This window comes from Pseudomonas sp. FSL W5-0299 (assembly GCF_005930655.1).
In the GTDB taxonomy this organism is placed as follows: domain Bacteria; phylum Pseudomonadota; class Gammaproteobacteria; order Pseudomonadales; family Pseudomonadaceae; genus Aquipseudomonas; species Aquipseudomonas mandelii.
Genome location: NZ_RXHX01000008.1, coordinates 1 through 20,162 on the forward strand (window position 1 = coordinate 1; position 20,162 = coordinate 20,162).

The window sequence follows — 20,162 nt, forward strand, 5'->3', positions numbered from 1 at the left end:
AAATGAATGCAAAATAGTTAGAAGAATTAAGCTATTGAATTGTATGGATAAAATCACGACTAACTGTTAGCTTGGGTCCAGAATTATTTGAGGCGATCAGCAGCGGCGGCCAGACGAAGCGTTTGCGCTTCTGCAATTTGTCCGAGCCCCAGGACACCAGCAGCATGGCGATCACCGCGGCCAGGTACGGCAGCGCCGAGAGCCAGCCGGCTTCGATCATGTCCATCTGCGCGCCGGCCTTGAGGATCGACGGCAGCCACAACACGAAACCGTAGACACCAATGCTCCAGCAGAAAAACTGCAGCGCAAGGATGATCACTTTCGGCGAACGGAAGGCTTCGGCGTAGTTCTTCACTGCTTTGATGCCGACCTGTTCGGCGGCGAGGGCGCTTTCCAGGTCGTGCTTCTCCTGGTCGGTCAGCCATTTGGCCTGGGCCGGACGGTCATCGGCCAGACGCCACCAGATAAACGCCCAGAATACCGCCGGCAAACCTTCAATGATGAACATCCAGCGCCAGCTGTAATGCTGCACCAGATAACCTGACACCACTGACATCCACAGCATGGTCACCGGGTTGCCGAGGATCAGGAAAGTATTGGCCCGGGAGCGTTCGGCGCGGGTGAACCAGTGGCACAAGTACACCAGCATCGCTGGCATCACCGCGGCCTCGACCACACCGAGCATGAAACGGATCACGATCAGCCAATAGGCGTTGGAGACGACCCCGGTCAATGTCGCGAGCCCGCCCCAGAGGATCAGGCTGACGAAAATCAGCTTCTTCACGCTGTGTTTCTGCGCATAGATCGCGCCCGGTATCTGGAAGAAAAAGTAACCGAGGAAAAACAGCGCGCCGAGCATTGAAGACAGGCCGGGCGTGATCATCAGGTCGGCGGCCATCCCGGAGGCGGCAGCGAAGCCGTAATTGGCGCGGTCCAGATACGCCAGGCTGTAGGTGATGAAGACGATGGGCATGATGTACCACCAACGGCGGGTGGCGAGTGAGGCGGTTTTCATAGTGGTGCTCCTGAGCTTGTTGTTTTTGTCGCAGCAGGTAACGGGTCAGAAATCTTCAGTGGCTGTGCGGGGCTCTTCGCGGGCAAGCCTCGCTCCTACAAGAGCGCCGCTGTCCTGTAGGCGCGAAGCTTGCCCGCGAACAGCGGTCTCAAATTCGACGGACATCTCAAGTCGGGTCGGCAACCCCTCCATATCCCCGCGACTCTGCACCGCACGGCTGCCAATCCAGTTGGCCCGCTGCACGGCATCGGCGAAGCTGTGGTTTTCGAGCAAGGCGCTGATCATGCCGACGGCAAAGCCATCACCGGCGCCGACGGTATCGACCACCGTTGCCACCGGCACACCCGCGACAAACCCCTGATCTTGCTGCGTGCGGTAATACGCGCCATGGGGCCCGAGCTTGATTGCCACCGCTTCTGCACCCTGATCGAGATAAAACGCCGCAATGTCCTCCGGGTCTTCATACCCGGTCAGTAAACGTCCTTCACTCAACCCCGGCAGCACCCAGTGGGCGAGGGCGGCGAGGCGGTTGATCTCGCTGATCATCAGTTGCTCGCTGGCCCACAGACTTGGGCGCAGGTTCGGGTCGAAGGACACGCTGCGCCCGGCAGTGCGCATGCGGGTCATCAATTCGAACGACATTTCCCGGGCCGACGCAGACAGCGCCGGAGGAATGCCGGTAGCGTGCAGATGTCGCGCGTTGAGCAACGGCGGGGAGATCGATTGCACCGACAAATGACTCGCCGCCGAGCCGCGACGGAAATACTCGACCGCCGGATCACTGCCATCGTCGGTACGAGACTTGAGCTGAAACCCGGTCGGGTGTGCCGGGTCGATGGCGACATGGCTGCAATCCAGGCCTTCCTTTTCCAACGTATCGACGACAAACCGTCCCAACGAATCGGCACCGACCCGGCTCAGCCACGCCACGTTGAACCCCAGCCGCGACAGGCCGATCGCGACGTTGCTGTCCGCCCCGGCAATGCGCTTGTGGAATTGGCTGACGGCCGCCAGATCACCGTTCTGATCGGCGACGAACATGGCCATGGTTTCGCCGAACGAGAGAATATCGAACTCAGACATGGGCACTTTCCAGACGGGATTGGCCGAGGCGGGCGAGGGTGGCGACGTGGTCGGTGGTCAACTGCACCAGGTCATCGCCTTGCAGCGGATATTCCGCCGCGCGCATGACGCCTTGGGCCATGTGCCGCAGCAGTTGTTCCCACAGGTGCACATCGCTGGCAGCCGGTGGGATGGCGACCAGTTTGCCGTCAGCCCGGCGCGCAACGGCTTTGCAATGCACGTAACCGACATGCCGACCGAGCAGCCGAGCGGCATTGACGGCGGACTGGTCCTGCCATTGCCAGTTGCCGATGTCGAAGGTCATTTTGATCGGCAGTCGGTGTTGCTCGACTTCGCCGAAGAAGCGTTGGAACGGCTCGATACGCCCGCCGTGCAAGGTCTGGTCGTTTTCCACCAGCAGCTGCACCGGGCTTCGCGCGAGGATCCGGCTCAAGGTGTGCAGATCGTTGTTGTCGGTGAAGTAGCCCAAGGAAACTTTCAGCCATTTGGCGCCGAACGTTTCAGCGCGCTGGAGGGTGCAAAGCAGTTCAGGGTTGGGTTTCGACTGGCCGGCCAGCCACAGTTCCATCGGTGAGGAATAGATGCTTTCCAGGCCATGTGAGCGAGTGGCGTCGGCCAGTTGCACCGGGTTTTCATGGGTCAGCAATTCTTCGCGCCATTCAATGCGCGTGGCACCGGCGGCCGCCAATACCTCGATAAAACTGCCTTGGCCGCGTTGGCGGACCAGATCGGCGCCGTAGCTCGACAGGCTGATGGAAACGGGCGGTTTATTCATTGTTTTGCACCTCTGAAACCGGTTTCATTTTTGTTCAAAAAAAATGGCTTAAGTAATGTGGGGTTCTTTCGGGCCTCATCGCGAGCAGGCTCACTCCCACAGGCATACGCATTCCAATGTGGGAGCGAGCCTGCTCGCGATAGGGCCATCACATTCACTGAAGATTCCCAAGGGTCGACCCACGCACAATCAACCGCGCCGAAAAATCCATCGTCCGCACCGGTCCGTCATCCCCACGCAACCGCTTGAGCAAACACTCAAACGCGCTCGCGCCAATCTCCGCCGTCGGCTGGGCCAGCGCCGTAATCCCGCTGCCCACCAGCGGATACCAATCCAGATCATCCAAAGCAATCAACCCGACATCCTCGAACAGATTGCACTGCAACTCGCGCAAGGCATGGGTTGCGGCCAACGCCGCAATGCCATTGGCACAGAACAACGCTTTGTGACCAGGGCCGGGGGTTTCCAGGAAGGTTTTCAGTTGCGCAATCAGCTCGCTCCCCGTTTCGACCACCGCGCCGGTCAGCGCCGGACGTTGCCCGATCTGCGCCTTGAAACTGCTGACCCGCTCAATCCGCGAGCTGGTGCCGTCAAACGGTTCGGTCACCATCAGCACGTCGCGATAGCCGCGTTCCTGCAAGTGGGCGATGGCCATTTCCACTGCGGCCGGGTTGTCCAGACCGACCAGATCACTTTCAAGCTGCTCAACCTTGCGATCCACCAGCACCATCGGCATCTCCCGATGCAGCTCGCGCAACTCATCGCGGTGGTGGCCCAGGGTATTCACGATCAAGCCTTCGATGTTGTACGAGCGCAGCAACGCGAGGTGCTGGCGCTCCTGCTCGTCATCGCGATCGGTGTTGCACACCACCAGGCTGTAGCCGTGCTGACGGCAGGCGGTTTCCACCCCGTGCATCACGGCAATCGAATAAGGGTTACGGATGTCGGCCACCAGCATGCCGATCAGGCGAGTGCGGCCGCGTTTCAGGCCGCGGGCCATCTGGTTGGGGCGATAGCCGAGTTGGGCAATTGCCTGCTCGATGCGCAAGGCAATGGCATCGGAGAGCAGAGCGCGATCATCGCCGATGAAGCGCGAGACGCTGGCCTTGGAGACGCCGGCGTGTTCGGCGACGTCAAGCATGGTGACGCGGCTGCGCTGGGCGGCGGAGAAATCGTTCACGGTCTGAAACCTTCTTATTGGATTTATCAGGTTAAGTGCCAAGCACTGAAACCGGTTTCAGAAGACACCAGAAACGAATCCCCCGTCAAGTAGCGAATGAACGATGAGCCTATAAACGCCGACGGATGGAGGTCACAACCAGACACTCAGCCAGGCCGATACCAGCAGCAACACCGCCATGCCACGGTTGAAACGTTGCATCGCCTGCGGCGAGCGTAACCAACGCATGGAGCCTGCGCCGAGCAGTGCCCATACGCCGAGGCAAGGCAGGGAAATCAGGAAAAATGCCAGCGACAGATACACCACCTGTACCAGCCGATGTTCACCCGTTCCGGCAAAGACGCTGACGACGGCGAGGGCCATCATCCATGTTTTCGGGTTAATCAATTGCAAGCTGGCGGCGCCCACCGCTCCAAGTCGCGCCTTGGTTTCCTGCGCGGCAACGGATTGCGCCGGGGCGCTGAAAATCTGCCACGCGAGGTAACTCAGCCACATCACTCCGATCCATTGCATGGCGGTTTGCACGGCGGGCAACGCGCTCAGCGACGAACCAGCTCCGGTACCCACCACCAAAACAAGGGTGGCGGCGCTGGCACAGGCACCGAAAATGATCGGCAGTGCGGCAGAAAGTCCATATCGGGCGCTGTTACTCAGCACCAGAATGTTGGTGGGTCCGGGCGTGATCGACGCCACGAAAGCAAACAGCAGGAAAGGCAGGAACGTCGGGAAAGAGGGCAGCATCGCGGGCAAACTCCGGTGAAGATCGATGATGACGATCTTCACAATCGGCGTATCACCTGTCTGGAAGATTTGAGCAGCGCTTGCGGTACAGCGCGGGTGTCAGGCCATAGGCTCTTACAAACCAGCGGCCCAGATGACTTTGATCGGAAAACCCCAATTCCATGGCGATTGTGGCCGGTAGTTCTCCGCGGGCCAGCAGGCGACGCGCGGTGGCCAGGCGTAATTGCACGAGGTAAGCATGGGGTGCGATGCCATAAGCGGCCTTGAACGCGCGGGTCAAACGGAATCGATCTACGCCAGTTGCCGCAGCTAATTGATCGAGACCGATGTCGTAACGGGCGTTGGCATGCAGGTACTCCCGGGCCTTCTGCGCCACCCGGGGCAGGCGTGGGTCTTCCGCATAACGGGTGCGCCAGTGCAAGTGAGTGGTGAGGCGCTCCAGTAACCCGTCAAGAGCGCTCTGGCGCACGATTCTCAATTCCGCCCCGTGCAAGGCTTCAAAGGCGAGGCTGATGGCGTGAGCCAGCCTTGTATTACTGGCCAGGGTGGTGGCGAAACTCAATTGACTATTAAGCGGTGCGTCTTCGAACAGCGCGCTCAACTCACGTTCCAGCCACTGTGGATCGAGGTACAACATGCGGTAGGTGAACCCATCCTCCGTCGGCGCCTCTCCGTCGTGGATGTCTCCCGGTTCGAGCAAGAACACTTTGCCCGGCGTGCTCTGATGCCTGGCGCGCCGGCAATTGAATTGCTGAACGCCTTGCTCGGTCACGCCCACCAGGTAGCTGTCATGCCAGTGCGGATCGTAAGCGTGGCCCTTGAAATGCGCGCGCAGGGTTTCGATGCCGGTGTCGGCGTCTTGGGTCAGGTCGATCCAGTTGTGGGTGGTCATGTTGCACCTGCGAAACCGTTTACCGACGTATTTAACGCCGACGCCGGGAACAATGACTAGAACGTTTGTGCAGCGCTCAGCCAAATAACCCGGCTGCGATGTTGATCGAAAAACCGAGAATCGCCGTATTGAACAAAAAACCGATCAGTGATTGCGCCAGCACAATCTTGCGCATGCTCCGAGTCGCCACGCCCACATCCGAAGTCTGCACCGCCACGCCAATGGTGAAAGAGAAGTACAGAAAGTCCCAGTAATTGGGAGTTTCCAGTCCTTCGGCGAAGCGTAGTGCCAGGTCCTTGCCGTCCCAGGTGTAGAACAGGCGAGCGTAATGCACGCTGAAAATCACCCCGATCAGCAGCCATGAGCCGATGACCGTCAGCGCGGTGAAGCCGTAATGCAGAAGCTTGCGGGTGGTTTCCAGGTCTTTGCTGCCGGCCAGCTCGAAGGTGATGGTCGCGAGGCTGGCAATCGCCGCGATGCACACCACAAACAACACCAACCCGGCGTTTTCGTCTTCGATCTCGGCAATACGCCTTACATCAGGCGCCTTGGCGCGGGCGGCGAGCCAGAGCATCAGGATCAAGTACGTCCAGACCCCGACATTCCAGCCAATGAGGATTTTGCTGATGATCGAATCGACTGGAGCCAGAATGCCTGCTGCGAGGCCAAGGGTGGCTGCGGCAGACAGGCGAGGGTGGGTGCGGGCGAGATAGGGCATGGGTGCTCGATGGGCCAGGGTATGCGACCACCTTAGTCCAGTGTGGTCTGTTGTGACCACACCAGAGAAAACAACCCGCTCCCGCAGGGGATATGTTGTGGGTTAGATGTCTTTATGGCGTTTGCGGACCAGCTTCATCACCACCACAAAAAACACCGGCACAAACACCACCGCCAGCGTCGCTGTGATCATCCCGCCGATCACCCCGGTGCCGATTGCTTGCTGACTCGCCGAACTGGCCCCGGTAGCAATTGCCAACGGCACCACACCCAGAATGAACGCCAGCGACGTCATCACAATCGGCCGCAACCGCAAGCGCGCGGCTTGCAGCGTGGCGTCGACCAAGTCATGCCCTTCGTCGTACAGGCTCTTGGCGAATTCGATGATCAGGATCGCGTTCTTCGCCGACAGGCCAATGATGGTGATCAGTCCGACCTTGAAGAACACGTCGTTGGGCATCCCGCGAAAGGTCACGGCCAGCACGGCGCCGAGCACACCCAGCGGCACTACCAGCAGCACCGATGTCGGAATCGACCAGCTTTCATACAGCGCCGCCAGGCAGAGGAACACGATCAACAGCGACAGCCCGAGCAGAATCGGTGCCTGACTGCCGGACAAACGTTCCTGCAAAGACAACCCGGTCCACTCCTGACCCAACCCGGCCGGGCCGAGTGCAACCAGCCGCTCGATTTCCGCCATGGCTTCGCCGGTGCTGTGGCCGGGCGCCGGCTCGCCGGAAATGCTGATCGCCGGGTAGCCGTTGTAACGGGTCAACTGCGCCGGGCCTTGGGTCCATTTCGCCTGGACGAAGGCCGACAACGGCACCATTTTTCCGCCGTCGTTACGCACGTGGATCTTCAGCAGATCGGCCACCTGGCTGCGTTGATCGCCTTCAGCCTGAACCACCACCCGTTGCATCCGCCCCTGATTGGGGAAGTCGTTGATGTAGGCCGAACCGACCGCCGTGGAGAGCACGTTGCCAATGTCGGCAAAGGACACGCCCAAAGCGTTGGCCTGTTTGCGGTCGACTTCCAGCTGCACTTGCGGCGCCTCGGCCAGCGCGCTTTCGCGCACGTTCATCAGGATCGGGCTTTTCTCGGCGGCGGCGAGCAATTCGCTCCGCGCTTTCATCAGCGTGGCATGACCGAGGCCGCCACGGTCCTGCAAGCGGAACTCGAAGCCGCTGGAAGTGCCGAGACCGTCAACCGGCGGCGGCAGCACCGAGAAGGCCACCGCATCCTTTATCTGGCTCAGGGCAATGTTGGCGCGGTCGGCAATCGAACTCGCCGAGTCGTCGCTGCCCCGATCCGACCAATCCTTCAGCGTGGTAAATGCCAGCGCGGCGTTTTGTCCGCTGCCGGAAAAACTGAAACCGAGAATCACTGTGCTGTCGCCGACACCCGGCTCAGTGGCGTTGTGCGCTTCAACTTGTTCCACGACCTTGACCGTGCGGTTTTTGCTCGCGCCCGGTGGTAGCTGAATGTCGGTGATGGTGTAACCCTGATCCTCAACCGGCAGAAACGAGGAGGGCAGGCGACTGAAACACAGGCCCAGACCAATCAGCAGCACGCCGTAGATCAGCAGATAACGGCCCGTGCGTTTCAGTGCATACGCCACCCAACCTTGATAACGCTCGGTCAGACGCTCGAAACCACGGTTGAACCAACCAAAGAACCCGCTCTTTTCGTGATGCTCACCCTTGGCAATCGGCTTGAGCAGCGTCGCGCACAGCGCCGGGGTCAGGGTCAGCGCAAGGAAGGCGGAGAACAGGATCGAGGTGGCCATCGACAGCGAGAACTGTCGGTAAATCACCCCGACCGAGCCCTGCATGAACGCCATCGGAATAAACACCGCCACCAGCACCAGGGTGATGCCGATGATTGCCCCGGTAATCTGCTTCATCGCCTTGCGCGTCGCCTCTTTGGGCGACAGGCCCTCGGTGGCCATGATCCGCTCGACGTTTTCCACCACCACGATGGCGTCATCCACCAGAATGCCGATGGCCAGTACCATGCCGAACATGGTCAGCACGTTGATCGAGAAGCCCAGCGCGAGCATGGTCGCAAACGTGCCCATCAGCGCCACCGGCACCACCAGCGTCGGGATCAGCGTGTAGCGGATGTTCTGCAGGAACAGGAACATCACCGCAAACACCAGCAGCATCGCCTCGCCGAGGGTGTAAACCACTTTGGTGATCGAGACTTTGACGAACGGCGAGGTGTCGTAAGGAATCTTGTATTCCACGTTCGCCGGGAAGTAGCGCGCCAGTTCATCCATCTTCGCGCGCACCAGGGTCGCGGTGCTCAGCGCATTGGCGCCCGGCGCCAACTGTACGCTGACGGCGGTGGAAGGCTTGCCGTTCAGGCGCGTGCCGAACTGATATTCCTGGCTGCCGATCTCGACCCGCGCCACGTCCTTGATGCGCACGGTGGAACCGTCAGGATTGGCCTTGAGGACGATGTCGGCGAATTCTTCCGGCGTCGACAATTGGCCTTTTACCAGAATGGTCGCGGTGATTTCCTGGGTGGTGCGCGTCGGCAAATCGCCGATGCTGCCGGCCGAGACCTGGGCGTTCTGCGCGACGATGGCGGCGTTGACGTCGCCCGGGGTCAGGTTGAAACCGATCAGCTTCTGCGGGTCGATCCAGATGCGCATCGCCCGTTCGGCGCCATACAACTGGGCTTTGCCGACGCCGTCCAGGCGCTTGATCTCGTTCATCACGTTGCGCGCCAGGTAATCACTGAGCGCCACATCGTCGAGCTTGCCGTCGCTGGAAGTCAGGGTGATCAACAACAGGAAACCGGCGGAGACTTTCTCCACCTGCAAGCCTTGCTGATTGACCGCTTGGGGCAGCCGCGACTCCACGACTTTCAGCCGGTTTTGCACGTCGACCTGAGCCATTTCCGGGTGGGTGCCCGGCTGGAAAGTGGCCTTGATGGTGGCGCTGCCGAGGCTGCTCTGGGATTCGAAATACAGCAGATGATCAGCGCCGTTGAGCTCTTCCTCGATCAGGCTGACTACGCTCTCGTCGATGGTCTGCGCCGAAGCGCCGGGGTACACGGCGTAGATTTCGATCTGCGGCGGCGCGACGTCGGGGTATTGCGCCACCGGCAACTGAGGAATGGCCAAGGCGCCGGCCAGCAGGATGAACAGGGCAACCACCCAGGCGAACACCGGGCGATCGATAAAGAACTGCGGCATAAAAAGCGTCCTGCTTACTGACCAGAAACCTGGGCAAGTGGAAGAGGGGTGTTGTCGATCTGGACTTTTTCACCGGGCTTGGCGTGTTGCAGGCCTTCGGTGACGATGCGGTCGCCGGGGTTAAGGCCGGCGGTGACGATCCAGCGATCGTTCTGTACCGCGCCCAGTTCTACCGTTTGCTGGCCGATGCGCTGCTCGGCGTCGATCACCAACACCTGGGCAATGCCGGCGCTGTCACGCTGAATGGACCGTTGCGGTACGCTGATGCCTTGCTGATTGACGGCTTGTTCGAGGCGCACCCGCACGAAGCTGCCCGGCAGCAAGTCGAGGTCCGGGTTGGGGAACTCGCTGCGCACGATAATCTGGCCAGTGCCCGGGTCGACAGTGATGTCGGTGAATAGCAGCTTGCCCGGCAGCGGGTAAAGGCTGCCGTCATCCTGAATCAGCGTGGCTTTGGCCTGGCCCTGGCCCACTTCCTTCAACTGCCCGGAACGGAAGGCGCGGCGCAGGTCGTTGAGTTCCCGGGTCGATTGGGTCAGGTCGGCGTGAATCGGGTTCAGCTGCTGGATCAGTGCCAGCGGCGTGGTTTCGTTCTGCCCGACCAGCGCACCTTCGGTCACCAGCGCGCGGCCGATGCGCCCGGAAATCGGTGCGGTGACGGTGGCGTAGCCGAGGTTGAGTTTCGCCCGGTCCACGGCGGCCTTGTTGGCGGCGACATCAGCAGCGGTTTGCCGGGCACTGGCCCGGGCGTTGTCGTAATCCTGGCCGCTGATGGCGTTGCCTTCGATCAACTGGGCATAACGCTGTTCCTGCAATTTGGCCTGGAACGCATTGGCTTCAGCCTTGCGCAAGGACGCTTCGGCGCTGTCGAGGTCAGCCTTGAAGGGTGCCGGGTCGATACGGAACAGCACATCGCCTTTTTTGACGTCGCTGCCTTCGCGAAAGGTGCGTTGCAACACGACGCCGGCGACCCGGGCGCGGACTTCGGCAATCCGTGGCGCGGCAATCCGCCCGCTCAGTTCACTGGTGATCGACAGGGGCCGGGTTTCGATTGTTTCGACGCGCACCGTGGCCAGAGGCGCCTGTTCTTCGGCGTTCGAGGACTTGTCACAAGCGCTCAGCGTCAATGCCAGCGCCATCAGGCTGAGCTTGGCAAGCAGGTTCTTTGACATGTAATTACCCCAATAATGACTGCCCGCATCCTACGGGGAGGCGAGGAGAGTAGCGGTGAAGCTTTGTTGGTGCTGTGTGAAATTGTGTAAGGGTTTTGCTCGCGGGCGTGCGGGGGCGTATATCCTTGGCCGCTTGAAACTTTTTGCGCCTGTCAGGCCGCCTTCGCGGGCAAGCCTCGCTCCTACCGTTAATCGCATTCCCTCGTTGGAGCGAGTATGCGCATTTCCCTGTAGGAGCGAGGCTTGCCCGCGAAGAGGCCCCAAAGGTCGCCACTGCACTTTCTGGAAACACCCATGCCCAACATCCTCCTGGTCGAAGACGACACCGCGCTCTCCGAACTGATTGCCAGCTACCTGGAACGCAATGGCTATAGCGTCAGTGTGATCAGCCGTGGCGACCACGTGCGCGAGCGGGCGCGGGTCAATCCGCCGGACCTGGTCATCCTCGACCTGATGCTGCCCGGGCTCGATGGCCTGCAAGTCTGCCGCTTGCTGCGGGCGGATTCGGCCACGCTGCCGATCCTGATGCTCACCGCTCGCGACGACAGCCACGACCAGGTGCTGGGGCTGGAAATGGGCGCCGACGACTACGTCACCAAGCCCTGCGAACCCCGCGTCTTGCTGGCCCGCGTGCGCACGCTGTTGCGCCGCAGCAGCCTCAGCGAACCGCAGACCGCCAACGACCGCATCCTCATGGGCAACTTGTGCATCGACTTGTCCGAGCGCACCGTGACTTGGCGCGATCAGCTGGTGGAGCTGTCCAGCGGTGAATACAACCTGCTGGTGGTGCTGGCCCGGCATGCCGGCGAAGTGCTGAGCCGCGACCAGATCCTGCAACGCCTGCGCGGCATCGAATTCAACGGCACCGACCGCTCGGTGGACGTGGCGATTTCCAAGTTGCGGCGCAAGTTCGACGACCACGCGGGCGAGGCGCGCAAGATCAAGACCGTGTGGGGCAAGGGCTACCTGTTCAGCCGTTCCGAGTGGGAATGCTGAGACGATGTTCAGGATCCTGTTTCGCCTCTATCTGGTGATGATCGTCTCGTACAGCGCGGCGATCTACCTGATGCCGGACTTGGTGATCAAGCTCTTCCATGAACGGTTCGTCACCTACAACCTCGATTATTCGCGCGGGCTGCAAACCCTCATCGTCAAACAGTTCCATGCCGTGCCGGAAGCTCAATGGCCAGCGTTGGCGACTGAAATGGACAAGGAGTTTGCCCCGCTGCGCATCGTTCTGACCCGCCATGACGATCCCGACTTCACCCTCCAGGAGCGCCAGCGTTTGCAGCGTGGCGAGAACATCGTGCGCATCGGCGACTGGGGCTGGCGCACGCTCGCCGTGGCACCGCTGAATGAGCAGTCCGTTGTCGAAATGGTCGTACCGCCGGACCCGATGGACGTCAGCCTGTTGTACTGGAGCATCAACGTCCTGATCGGCGCGACCATGCTCGCCTGCCTGTTGCTGTGGCTGCGTCCGCACTGGCGCGATCTGGAACGGCTCAAAGGCACCGCCGAACGTTTCGGCAAGGGCCACCTCGGCGAACGCACACAGATCTCCTCGCACTCCAACATCGGTAGCCTGGCCACTGTCTTCGACACCATGGCCGGCGATATCGAAAACCTGCTCAACCAGCAACGCGACTTGCTTAACGCCGTGTCCCACGAACTGCGCACACCGCTGACGCGCCTGGACTTCGGCCTGGCCCTGGCGCTGTCCGACGACTTGCCGGCCGCCAGTCGCGAGCGGTTGCTGGGGCTGGTCGCGCACATACGGGAACTGGATGAATTGGTCCTGGAACTGTTGTCCTACAGCCGACTGCAAAACCCGGCGCGTCTGCCGGAGCAGGTTGAAGTGTCGCTGGACGAGTTCATCGACAGCATTCTGGGCAGCGTCGATGAAGAACTGGAATCGCCGGACATCGTGATCGACGTGCTGCTGCATGGGCAACTTGAACGCTTCGTGCTGGACCCGCGACTGACGGCTCGCGCGATACAGAACCTGCTGCGCAATGCCATGCGCTATTGCGAAAAGCGCATTCAGATTGGCGTAAAGGTCTGTCCGAAAGGCTGCGAAATCTGGGTCGATGACGACGGTATCGGCATTCCCGACGATGAGCGCGAGCGGATCTTTGAACCGTTCTATCGGCTGGATCGTAGCCGGGATCGGGCAACGGGCGGATTTGGCCTGGGGCTCGCGATCAGTCGCCGGGCGCTGGAAGCACAGGGTGGCACGCTGACCGTTGAGGCATCGCCGCTGGGCGGAGCGCGATTCAAATTGTGGTTGCCGACGCCGGCCAGCACTTCGGTTTAAGGTCAGGCGCGTTTTCAGACTAAAGGTAGTCATTCAGGTTTTTAAGGTGCTGTACCTGTCAGATCTGACAGTAGCGGTCATCGGCCGGGCGGTGTTGAATAAAAAGGACGTGCTCTTTTCTATCCAGCCATCGCAGCCCGGCCTACAGGGACTTTCCCATGAATACGATGACCACATTCACCCTCGACAAACCCCTCATTCCGGGAATGAAAGAACCGATTCCGGGGCCGGACGGCGTCGACGCCGGGCTGCCACTGGCGTTGACTTACCTGTATCCGGAAGGGGTCAAAGTGTTCATCGAGCCTTCGTCCCTCGCGCAAGCCGGTGACACCTTCAAGTTGCAGCTCAACGGCGCAACGGTGGCCTCATTCCCCGTGATTGCGGGTGAAGAAGACAAGCGTGCGGCTGTTTACGTGCAGACCCGGCACTGGACGGACGGGCTCAATACGCTCGATTGCTTGCTTGATCGCGCAGGCACCGAGATCGACGCTTCGGCGCCGTTGCGAGTGTTATTCCATGCGCAGCGCCCCGGCCTCGTGGATCAGTTTCCTGGCGAGGAAGGTCATTCGGAGCTATCGATTGAAGTCGAGTCAGAAGTGCTGGATCAAGGCGTGGACCCTGAGCGGGCGAGCGAAGGCGTTATCGTTACGCTGTCCTATCCGTTGATGAGGACGTTTGACCAGATTCGGCTCGATTGCAATTCCATTGTGCTCAACCACACGGTGACCCAGCCTGAAGTCGATCAGGGTTGGCTCGAGATGACGGTCGACGAAGCGACATTTGTTGCGGCTGGCGATAATCCGCGTTTTCGCATCAATTACACAGTGATCGATCGCGTAGGTAACGGGCCGGATGTCAACAGCCCGTACTCGGCCAGTCTGTATCTGTACGTCAACCTGAAGGGCACGTGGTATGACCCACCGATCGTCAGTGAAGACCCCGCCGATGCCGAAGACGATCCCGATACCATCGAGCTTGAAAAACTCGCGGGCAAACCGGCCACGGCACAGGTTTACGTGCCGCGCGGTTGGTTGAAAGACGACGAAATCCACTTCACTTGCCGCTTCCGCAGCGCCGACGGATCGGAACCGGAAGACGTGTTGACGCTCATTGAAACAATCAAGAATGTCCCTTTCATGTATTCGCTGTCCGTTCCATACGATCGATTCGCCCGAATTGCGGGCGGGACTGCCGTGTTCAGTTACACCCGCATGAGTCAGGGCAATAGGCTTGATCGTTCCATTGCGTTGAAGGTCGACGTCAAAGGCAAGGCTGTCTCCTTGCTGCAACCGCCAACGCTGGTGGGGGCGGGCACTCCACTGGACCCACTGGACTTTGTTGATGGCGTGACCGCTCGTGTGGAATTTCTTGACGATGTTCCCGGTGATCAGGCCCGACTGTTGGCCGAAGGTACACCCGGTCTCGGCTCGCCGACGTTCGCCGCCATGGCCTTCAACAAAAACCATCGGGCGAACTTTCTGCTTAAGCCACAGATGTTGATGGCCAATCATGGTGCGGTCATGAGCCTGTCCTGGGCGTTGCTCCGCGATACTGCGGCGCAAGCCAGCGATTCACTGGATGTGACGATCAATCGAATAAATGACAAGGACCCGCGCCTGCCAAAGCCGTCGATCCCTCAAGCCATCGGCAATAAGGTGCTGGATCTCGGCTCGTTTGCGGGCCCAGTGCAGGCGCAATGCGCGCCATGGCCCGGGATAGGACTTGGGCAATTGCGTTGGTTTCGCCTGCACGGTGTTGATGTAAATGGCAACGAGTACGTCATCCCTATCGCTCAGGGCGCACCTGTCACGAATGTTGAGATAGGCGGGCTGGACAACACGGTGCCACGGGATCTGCTGCTGAAGTTCAAGCCCGGAAGCCAGCTGCAAATGGTGTTGAAAGTGGGGTTCGACGGCAAGGACGATGAAAGCGCTGCCGTGGTGTTTGCCACGCAGGAACTGACAGTATTGAACCTGCCCGCTCAGCCTCTGGAGGACTTTGACGGTGCGCCCACCCAAACGGTGCGGCACGGCGGTGTCATTGATCTGTCCAGCATGCGGATCACGTTCAAGTCGGGAGAAGGCGAGGTTGCCGTCACCCCCCGCACTGAAATTGGCGAATCGTTTCCCGGACAGGTAGAAAACCAGGTGCTGAGCATCGGTCGCGAAGCGTTTGGCGCAGCGGCGGTGAACGTGGAATTGAAACTCAAGAACAGTTATTCACGGATCAGTTTCTGGCACGTCAGCTCCAATTACGACAACAGCACTGTGTCGTATTACACCGCCGCTGGAGCCTTGCTGGGCACACAGAAACTGGGGACATCATACGGTGGTCCGGTGAATGTTTCGTTTGATGCACCGGGTATCGCTCGGCTGGATTTTCACTGCCCTACGCCGGACTGGTTCTCACTCGATAATTTCAGAGTGGCTGATTAGTGTGGGGCCGAAACGGAACAGACTTGGTTATCGGTGAGTGAGCGATTGCAATTTCCAGGTAGCGTCTGCCAAGCCTGCGAAACTGCGTTCGAATCGTGGCGCACTCGAACGCAGTCCTTGTGGGCAGGTGCCGGGGGTTAACCCGGCACTTGATCCGCTGAAACCAGATCAACGCCAGCCACCTGCATCCGCTCGATCGCAGCCGCTAACGATCCGTCCAGGTCAATCGCCCGGCACGCATCCAACACCACGAACACATTGAACCCCGCCGCCCGCGCATCCAGCGCCGAGAACATCACGCAGAAATCCAGCGCCAGTCCGACCAGATAGAGCGTGTCGATACCGCGTTCTTTCAAATAGCCGGCCAGGCCGGTGGTGGTCTTGCGATCCGCTTCCAGAAATGCCGAGTAACTGTCGATGTCCGGGTTGCAGCCCTTGCGGATGATCAGTTGCGCGTGGGGCAGGTTGAGATCCTTGTGTAACTCGGCCCCTGCCGTCGCCCGTACACAATGATCCGGCCACAGTGTTTGCGGGCCGTAAGGCAGCTCGATGACCTCGTAAGGTTCGCGATCGGGATGGCTGGACGCGAACGAGGCGTGGCCGGGCGGGTGCCAGTCCTGGGTAATGATGACCTGTTTGAACCGGTCGCCCAGGCGGTTGATCAAGGGCACGATCAAGTCTCCCTCGGGCACCGGCAGTTGCCCCCCGGGGATGAAGTCGTTCTGTACGTCGATGACCAGCAAGGCTGTGCGAGAAACGTTTGGCATGGGGAGGTTCCTCCTTGGAAAACAGACGCCAAGCATAGGGCAACTTCGCTCACGCGCTAAGTCGGCTACGCAACGATTTCGCCATGCCTTCCAGTTCCGTCGCCGGGTTATGCCCGATCAGCATCCACGCATGTTCCATGTCTGCCCAATACACCACATTCATCCTGTGCCGAATCTCATGGGAAAAATGCCGGCTACCACTGTTGGAGCGCTTGGCGCACAAGGCAATCGGACCATGTGCCGGGTCCAGATAAGTAATCTGCGCGATCGGCATGCCGTCGTATTCGAGGATCTGCGCGCGCTTCAATTCGGAGCGTGGCAGGGCCAGTTTTGCAGGCGTCAGGCTCAGGCCCAGGCGCGCCTCGATGGTTCGCAGTTGCGCCCGTTGCGAGGCTTCGTCGACGGGCAAGTGTTCCAGGGTTTGCGGCACGTACAGCGACATATAGTCGGCGACCAGGCCCCGCCAGTTGCTTTTCTCCTGACTCAGTTGCCAGGCAAGGAACAATCGATCCGCCACCACGCCACTCACCACCAGGCCGGCCGCCGCCGCGAGGAATCGGCGTCGATTCAGGGCCGGACGTTCAGGCGAGGGCAAAGTGTCGAGCATCGACTGCAAGCGGTGGACAGGCGCCTGTTGGGCCAGTTCGTCATAAGCCTCTTTGAACGGCAGGCTGCTGCGGGCCAGCCATTGCAGGCGCAAGTTGAGTGTCGAGTCTTCGGCGACGGCCGCGTCGATGCGGGTGCGCTGGTCGGCATCGAGCTGATCGTCGAGGTACGCCACCAGTTCCTCGTCCGAAGGTGTCGCGCGCTCGTTCATCGACGTTCTCCCGTGAAAGGGTTCGGCACTGTGTGCAGTGGCGGATATTCAGCCAGTTTCACCCGTGCGGCGGCCAGGCGGCTCATGACGGTGCCGATGGGCACTTGCAGCACCTCGGCGACTTCGCGATACGACAGGCCTTCGACATACGCCAGGTACACCGTTTCACGTTGGGCCTCGGGCAGGGCGTCGACCCGGCGGATGACCTGGGCGGCGAGCACATGGGTCTGCGCTACCGATTCTCCGTCAACCGACAACTGGCTGTCGGCATCGACCAGGCCCTGACCTTGGCGCACCCGTCGGGAGCGCACTTCGTTGAGCCAGATCGAATGCAAAATGCTCAACAGCCAGCGGTCCATGCGGGTGCCAGGTACAAACTGCCCGGCACGCTCAAGTGCCCGAACGCAGGTGGCTTGCACCAGGTCTTCGGCCACATGCCGTTGCCGGGACAGCAGCAGGCCGTAACGCCATAAACGCGTCAAATGCTGGCCCAGTTCTGTTCGTATTGCCTGATCGCTGGCGATGGCGACCTCCGTCTGTTCGGTGTGTCAGGTTTTCGATGAATCATTGATCGCTTCGGCCAGGTCCTGATATTCCTCACACGTACTGCCACAGATCGATTTGATCTGCTGCAACTGCTCTTGCGCCAGGTCCAGCCGACCTTTGATCACGTAAGCCTCGCCGAGGTATTCACGCACTTGCGCATAGTGCGGGTCGAGTTTGACCGATTGCAGGTAATAACCGATCCCTTCGTCGGTACGCCCCAGTTTACGCGTGGCATAGCCGCGGTAGTTCAGAGCCTTGGCCGTATTTGGATTCTTGAGCGTATCGAGCAGGGCCAGGGCTTCTTCGTAGCGACCGTCCTTGGCCAGGCGGTAGGCGTAATCGGTGCGGTCAGCGTCCGGGACCAGGCTGCTGGTTTGCATGACGCACTTCTGCGATTTGGTGTCGAACACCTGGTCTTTGGGGCAGTTGGGTTTGGCCGGAGCGTCATCGTCGCCATCGGCCAGGGCCAGTGAACCGGACAACGCAACGGCGAGCAACAGCGGGGCGGTGAAAACAGCAAAACGGATAGTCATGGAAAATGCTCGGCGAGTTGATTCGATTGAGTGTAAACCACGCCCCGGCCGCAGGCGGCAGCCGCAAGGGTAATTCTCATGGGGCGTTGATTGGAGAACACCGCAGGGTGAACAATTATTCATTTCTTTGGCGGGGAAAGCTCAAATCGAGGCGCTATGCTCGACAGCATTCGTTGTTGTTCAGGAGCACTACCATGAAAGATCAGGTCCATCATTCTGCGGCTGCGGGTTACAAAACCGGGGCCGATACGTATGTTCGCGGCCGCCCGGACTACCCGCCGCAAGTGGCCGAGTGGCTGAGCGAAACCCTGGGCTTGAACGCGGGCAAAACCGTGATCGATCTGGGCGCGGGCACCGGTAAATTCACTGGGCGCCTGGTCGCGACCGGCGCGCAGGTGATTGCCGTGGAACCGGTGCCGCAGATGCTTGAGAAGTTGTCCGACGCGTTCCCCGATGTGTTGGCGGTGAGCGGCACCGCGATGGATTTGCCGCTGCCGGATGCATCGGTGGACGTGGTGGTCTGCGCCCAGGCCTTTCACTGGTTTGCCAGCACTGAAGCACTGACCGAAATCGCCCGGGTCCTCAAGCCCGGTGGCAGGCTGGGCCTGGTGTGGAACCTGCGCGATACCAAGGTGAGTTGGGTGCCGAAACTGGATGCGATCATCAACGCGCTGGAAGGCGATACGCCGCGCTACTACACGGGAGCCTGGCGTCAGGCCTTTCCTCATCCGGCGTTCGGGCCGTTGCAAGCCCAGTATTTCAGCCATGGGCACACGGGGGCGCCGGAAGATGTGATCTTCAATCGCGTGCGCTCGACCAGTTTTATTGCGGCGTTGCCCGAGGAGCAGCGGGAGAGGGTGGATGAACAGATGCGGGCGTTGATTGCCGGGGAGCCTGACTTGCGCGGCAAGGATGTGGTGACCGTACCTTATGAAACCGTGGCGTTTGTGGCGGTGAAGGGCAGTTAGATCGGCGGTGCTGCCTTCGCGGGCAAGCCTCGCTCCTACAAAGGCACCGTATGCCCGCGAAGAGGTCAGATCAGACACTGGAGAACCCGAGGCAGTCCCGCTTTTGGCCGAACCACTGCCTTACTCCCCCACGCAATGCCTTGTTATAGTCCGGTCCTCATTTTTGCCCGGTAAAAGGATCACTGCCATGTCTCAGTACACCGCGTTCACCGTCGAACTGGCCGATAAAATCGCCCATGTGCAGATCAACCGCCCGGAAAAGATCAATTCGATGAACGCCGCGTTCTGGAGCGAGATCATCGACATTTTCCAGTGGATCGATGACACCGATGAAGCCCGGGTTGTTGTACTCAGTGGCGCCGGCAAGCACTTTTCCTCCGGCATCGACCTGATGATGCTGGCCGGGGTGGCCAATGAACTGGGCAAGGACGTCGGCCGCAATGCGCGCCTGCTGCGCCGCAAGATCCTCGCTCTGCAAGCGTCGTTCAACGCCGTCGATAACTGCCGCAAGCCGGTGCTGGCGGCGATTCAGGGTTATTGCCTGGGCGGCGCCATCGACCTGATTGCCGCGTGCGACATGCGTTACGCCGCCGAGGACGCGCAATTTTCGATCAAGGAAATCGACATCGGCATGACCGCCGACGTTGGCACTTTGCAACGTTTGCCGCGGATCATCGGTGACGGCATGCTGCGTGAACTGGCTTACACTGGTCGCACCTTTGGCGCCGAGGAAGCGCGCAACATCGGCCTGGTCAATCGCGTTTACAGCGATCAGGCCAGCCTGTTGGATGGTGTGATGGGCATTGCCCGGGAAATCGCCAGCAAGTCGCCGATCGCGGTCACCGGCACCAAAGAGATGATCAGCTACATGCGCGACCACCGCATCGACGACGGCCTCGAATACGTTGCCACCTGGAACGCCGCCATGCTGCAATCCACCGATTTGCGCGTGGCCATGGCTGCCCATATGAGCAAACAGAAACCCGAATTTCTGGACTGATTAAA

Annotated in this window: 17 protein-coding genes and 1 pseudogene; 5 read left to right on the forward strand and 13 right to left on the reverse strand. The window is 60.3% G+C overall.

Going from position 1 to position 20,162, the window contains the following annotated elements:
* Positions 1 to 88: 88 nt before the first annotated feature.
* The 9 genes and pseudogenes from FHL16_RS12495 to FHL16_RS12535 form a co-directional block, all read right to left on the reverse strand.
* Positions 89 to 1,015, reverse strand: a pseudogene (locus FHL16_RS12495) (MFS transporter); the annotation flags it as partial.
* Positions 1,016 to 1,060: 45 nt separating this feature from the next.
* Positions 1,061 to 2,098, reverse strand: a complete 1,038-nt coding sequence (locus FHL16_RS12500) for a sugar kinase (protein ID WP_077748358.1) — start codon at positions 2,096 to 2,098, stop codon at positions 1,061 to 1,063.
* A complete protein-coding gene (locus FHL16_RS12505) occupies positions 2,091 to 2,873 on the reverse strand; it encodes a sugar phosphate isomerase/epimerase family protein (RefSeq protein WP_077748359.1) in 783 nt (260 codons plus the stop codon). Before FHL16_RS12505 ends, FHL16_RS12500 begins: the two co-directional genes overlap by 8 nt.
* 154 nt (positions 2,874 to 3,027) lie before the next feature.
* The gene (locus tag FHL16_RS12510) at positions 3,028 to 4,053 is read right to left on the reverse strand and encodes a LacI family DNA-binding transcriptional regulator (RefSeq protein ID WP_077748360.1); all 1,026 of its coding nucleotides are present in this window, start codon (positions 4,051 to 4,053) and stop codon (positions 3,028 to 3,030) included.
* A gap of 132 nt (positions 4,054 to 4,185) precedes the next feature.
* Positions 4,186 to 4,794, reverse strand: coding sequence for a LysE family translocator (locus FHL16_RS12515; RefSeq protein ID WP_077748361.1), 609 nt, complete (start codon positions 4,792 to 4,794; stop codon positions 4,186 to 4,188).
* 52 nt (positions 4,795 to 4,846) lie between these two features.
* On the reverse strand, positions 4,847 to 5,686 hold the full coding sequence (locus FHL16_RS12520) for an AraC family transcriptional regulator (protein ID WP_077748362.1): 840 nt from the start codon (positions 5,684 to 5,686) through the stop codon (positions 4,847 to 4,849).
* A gap of 76 nt (positions 5,687 to 5,762) precedes the next feature.
* Positions 5,763 to 6,404 (reverse strand): DUF1345 domain-containing protein, encoded by a 642-nt coding sequence (locus tag FHL16_RS12525; RefSeq protein WP_010459983.1) that lies wholly within the window; start codon positions 6,402 to 6,404, stop codon positions 5,763 to 5,765.
* 102 nt (positions 6,405 to 6,506) lie between these two features.
* A complete protein-coding gene (locus FHL16_RS12530; RefSeq protein WP_077748363.1) occupies positions 6,507 to 9,605 on the reverse strand; it encodes an efflux RND transporter permease subunit in 3,099 nt (1,032 codons plus the stop codon).
* A 14-nt stretch (positions 9,606 to 9,619) separates the two neighbouring features.
* The gene (locus FHL16_RS12535; protein ID WP_077748364.1) at positions 9,620 to 10,777 is read right to left on the reverse strand and encodes an efflux RND transporter periplasmic adaptor subunit; all 1,158 of its coding nucleotides are present in this window, start codon (positions 10,775 to 10,777) and stop codon (positions 9,620 to 9,622) included.
* Positions 10,778 to 11,071: 294 nt separating this feature from the next.
* On the opposite strand from FHL16_RS12535, the gene FHL16_RS12540 reads away from it, so the two are divergent.
* The 3 genes from FHL16_RS12540 (at position 11,072) to FHL16_RS12550 (ending at position 15,526) form a co-directional block, all read left to right on the forward strand.
* On the forward strand, positions 11,072 to 11,773 hold the full coding sequence (locus FHL16_RS12540; protein WP_010459989.1) for a response regulator transcription factor: 702 nt from the start codon (positions 11,072 to 11,074) through the stop codon (positions 11,771 to 11,773).
* 4 nt (positions 11,774 to 11,777) lie between these two features.
* Positions 11,778 to 13,091: an ATP-binding protein gene (locus FHL16_RS12545; RefSeq protein ID WP_077748365.1), complete on the forward strand. Its 1,314-nt coding sequence runs from the start codon at positions 11,778 to 11,780 to the stop codon at positions 13,089 to 13,091.
* 158 nt (positions 13,092 to 13,249) lie between these two features.
* Positions 13,250 to 15,526, forward strand: coding sequence for a hypothetical protein (locus FHL16_RS12550; RefSeq protein WP_138739037.1), 2,277 nt, complete (start codon positions 13,250 to 13,252; stop codon positions 15,524 to 15,526).
* A gap of 137 nt (positions 15,527 to 15,663) precedes the next feature.
* On the opposite strand, the gene pncA is transcribed toward FHL16_RS12550, so the two are convergent.
* From pncA to FHL16_RS12570, 4 genes are all read right to left on the reverse strand, one after another.
* On the reverse strand, positions 15,664 to 16,293 hold the full coding sequence (gene pncA, locus FHL16_RS12555) for a bifunctional nicotinamidase/pyrazinamidase (protein ID WP_077748367.1): 630 nt from the start codon (positions 16,291 to 16,293) through the stop codon (positions 15,664 to 15,666).
* 49 nt (positions 16,294 to 16,342) lie between these two features.
* On the reverse strand, positions 16,343 to 17,110 hold the full coding sequence (locus tag FHL16_RS12560; RefSeq protein ID WP_077748368.1) for an anti-sigma factor family protein: 768 nt from the start codon (positions 17,108 to 17,110) through the stop codon (positions 16,343 to 16,345).
* Positions 17,107 to 17,592, reverse strand: a complete 486-nt coding sequence (locus tag FHL16_RS12565; protein ID WP_077748369.1) for an RNA polymerase sigma factor — start codon at positions 17,590 to 17,592, stop codon at positions 17,107 to 17,109. Before FHL16_RS12565 ends, FHL16_RS12560 begins: the two co-directional genes overlap by 4 nt.
* 66 nt (positions 17,593 to 17,658) lie before the next feature.
* A complete protein-coding gene (locus tag FHL16_RS12570) occupies positions 17,659 to 18,189 on the reverse strand; it encodes a tetratricopeptide repeat protein (protein ID WP_077748370.1) in 531 nt (176 codons plus the stop codon).
* 194 nt (positions 18,190 to 18,383) lie between these two features.
* Here FHL16_RS12570 and FHL16_RS12575 point away from each other — a divergent pair, with 194 nt between their 5' ends.
* Entirely contained in the window at positions 18,384 to 19,157 is a 774-nt protein-coding gene (locus tag FHL16_RS12575) for a class I SAM-dependent methyltransferase (RefSeq protein WP_077748371.1), read from the forward strand.
* 187 nt (positions 19,158 to 19,344) lie between these two features.
* On the forward strand, positions 19,345 to 20,157 hold the full coding sequence (locus FHL16_RS12580; protein ID WP_077748372.1) for a crotonase/enoyl-CoA hydratase family protein: 813 nt from the start codon (positions 19,345 to 19,347) through the stop codon (positions 20,155 to 20,157).
* Positions 20,158 to 20,162 lie beyond the last annotated feature (5 nt).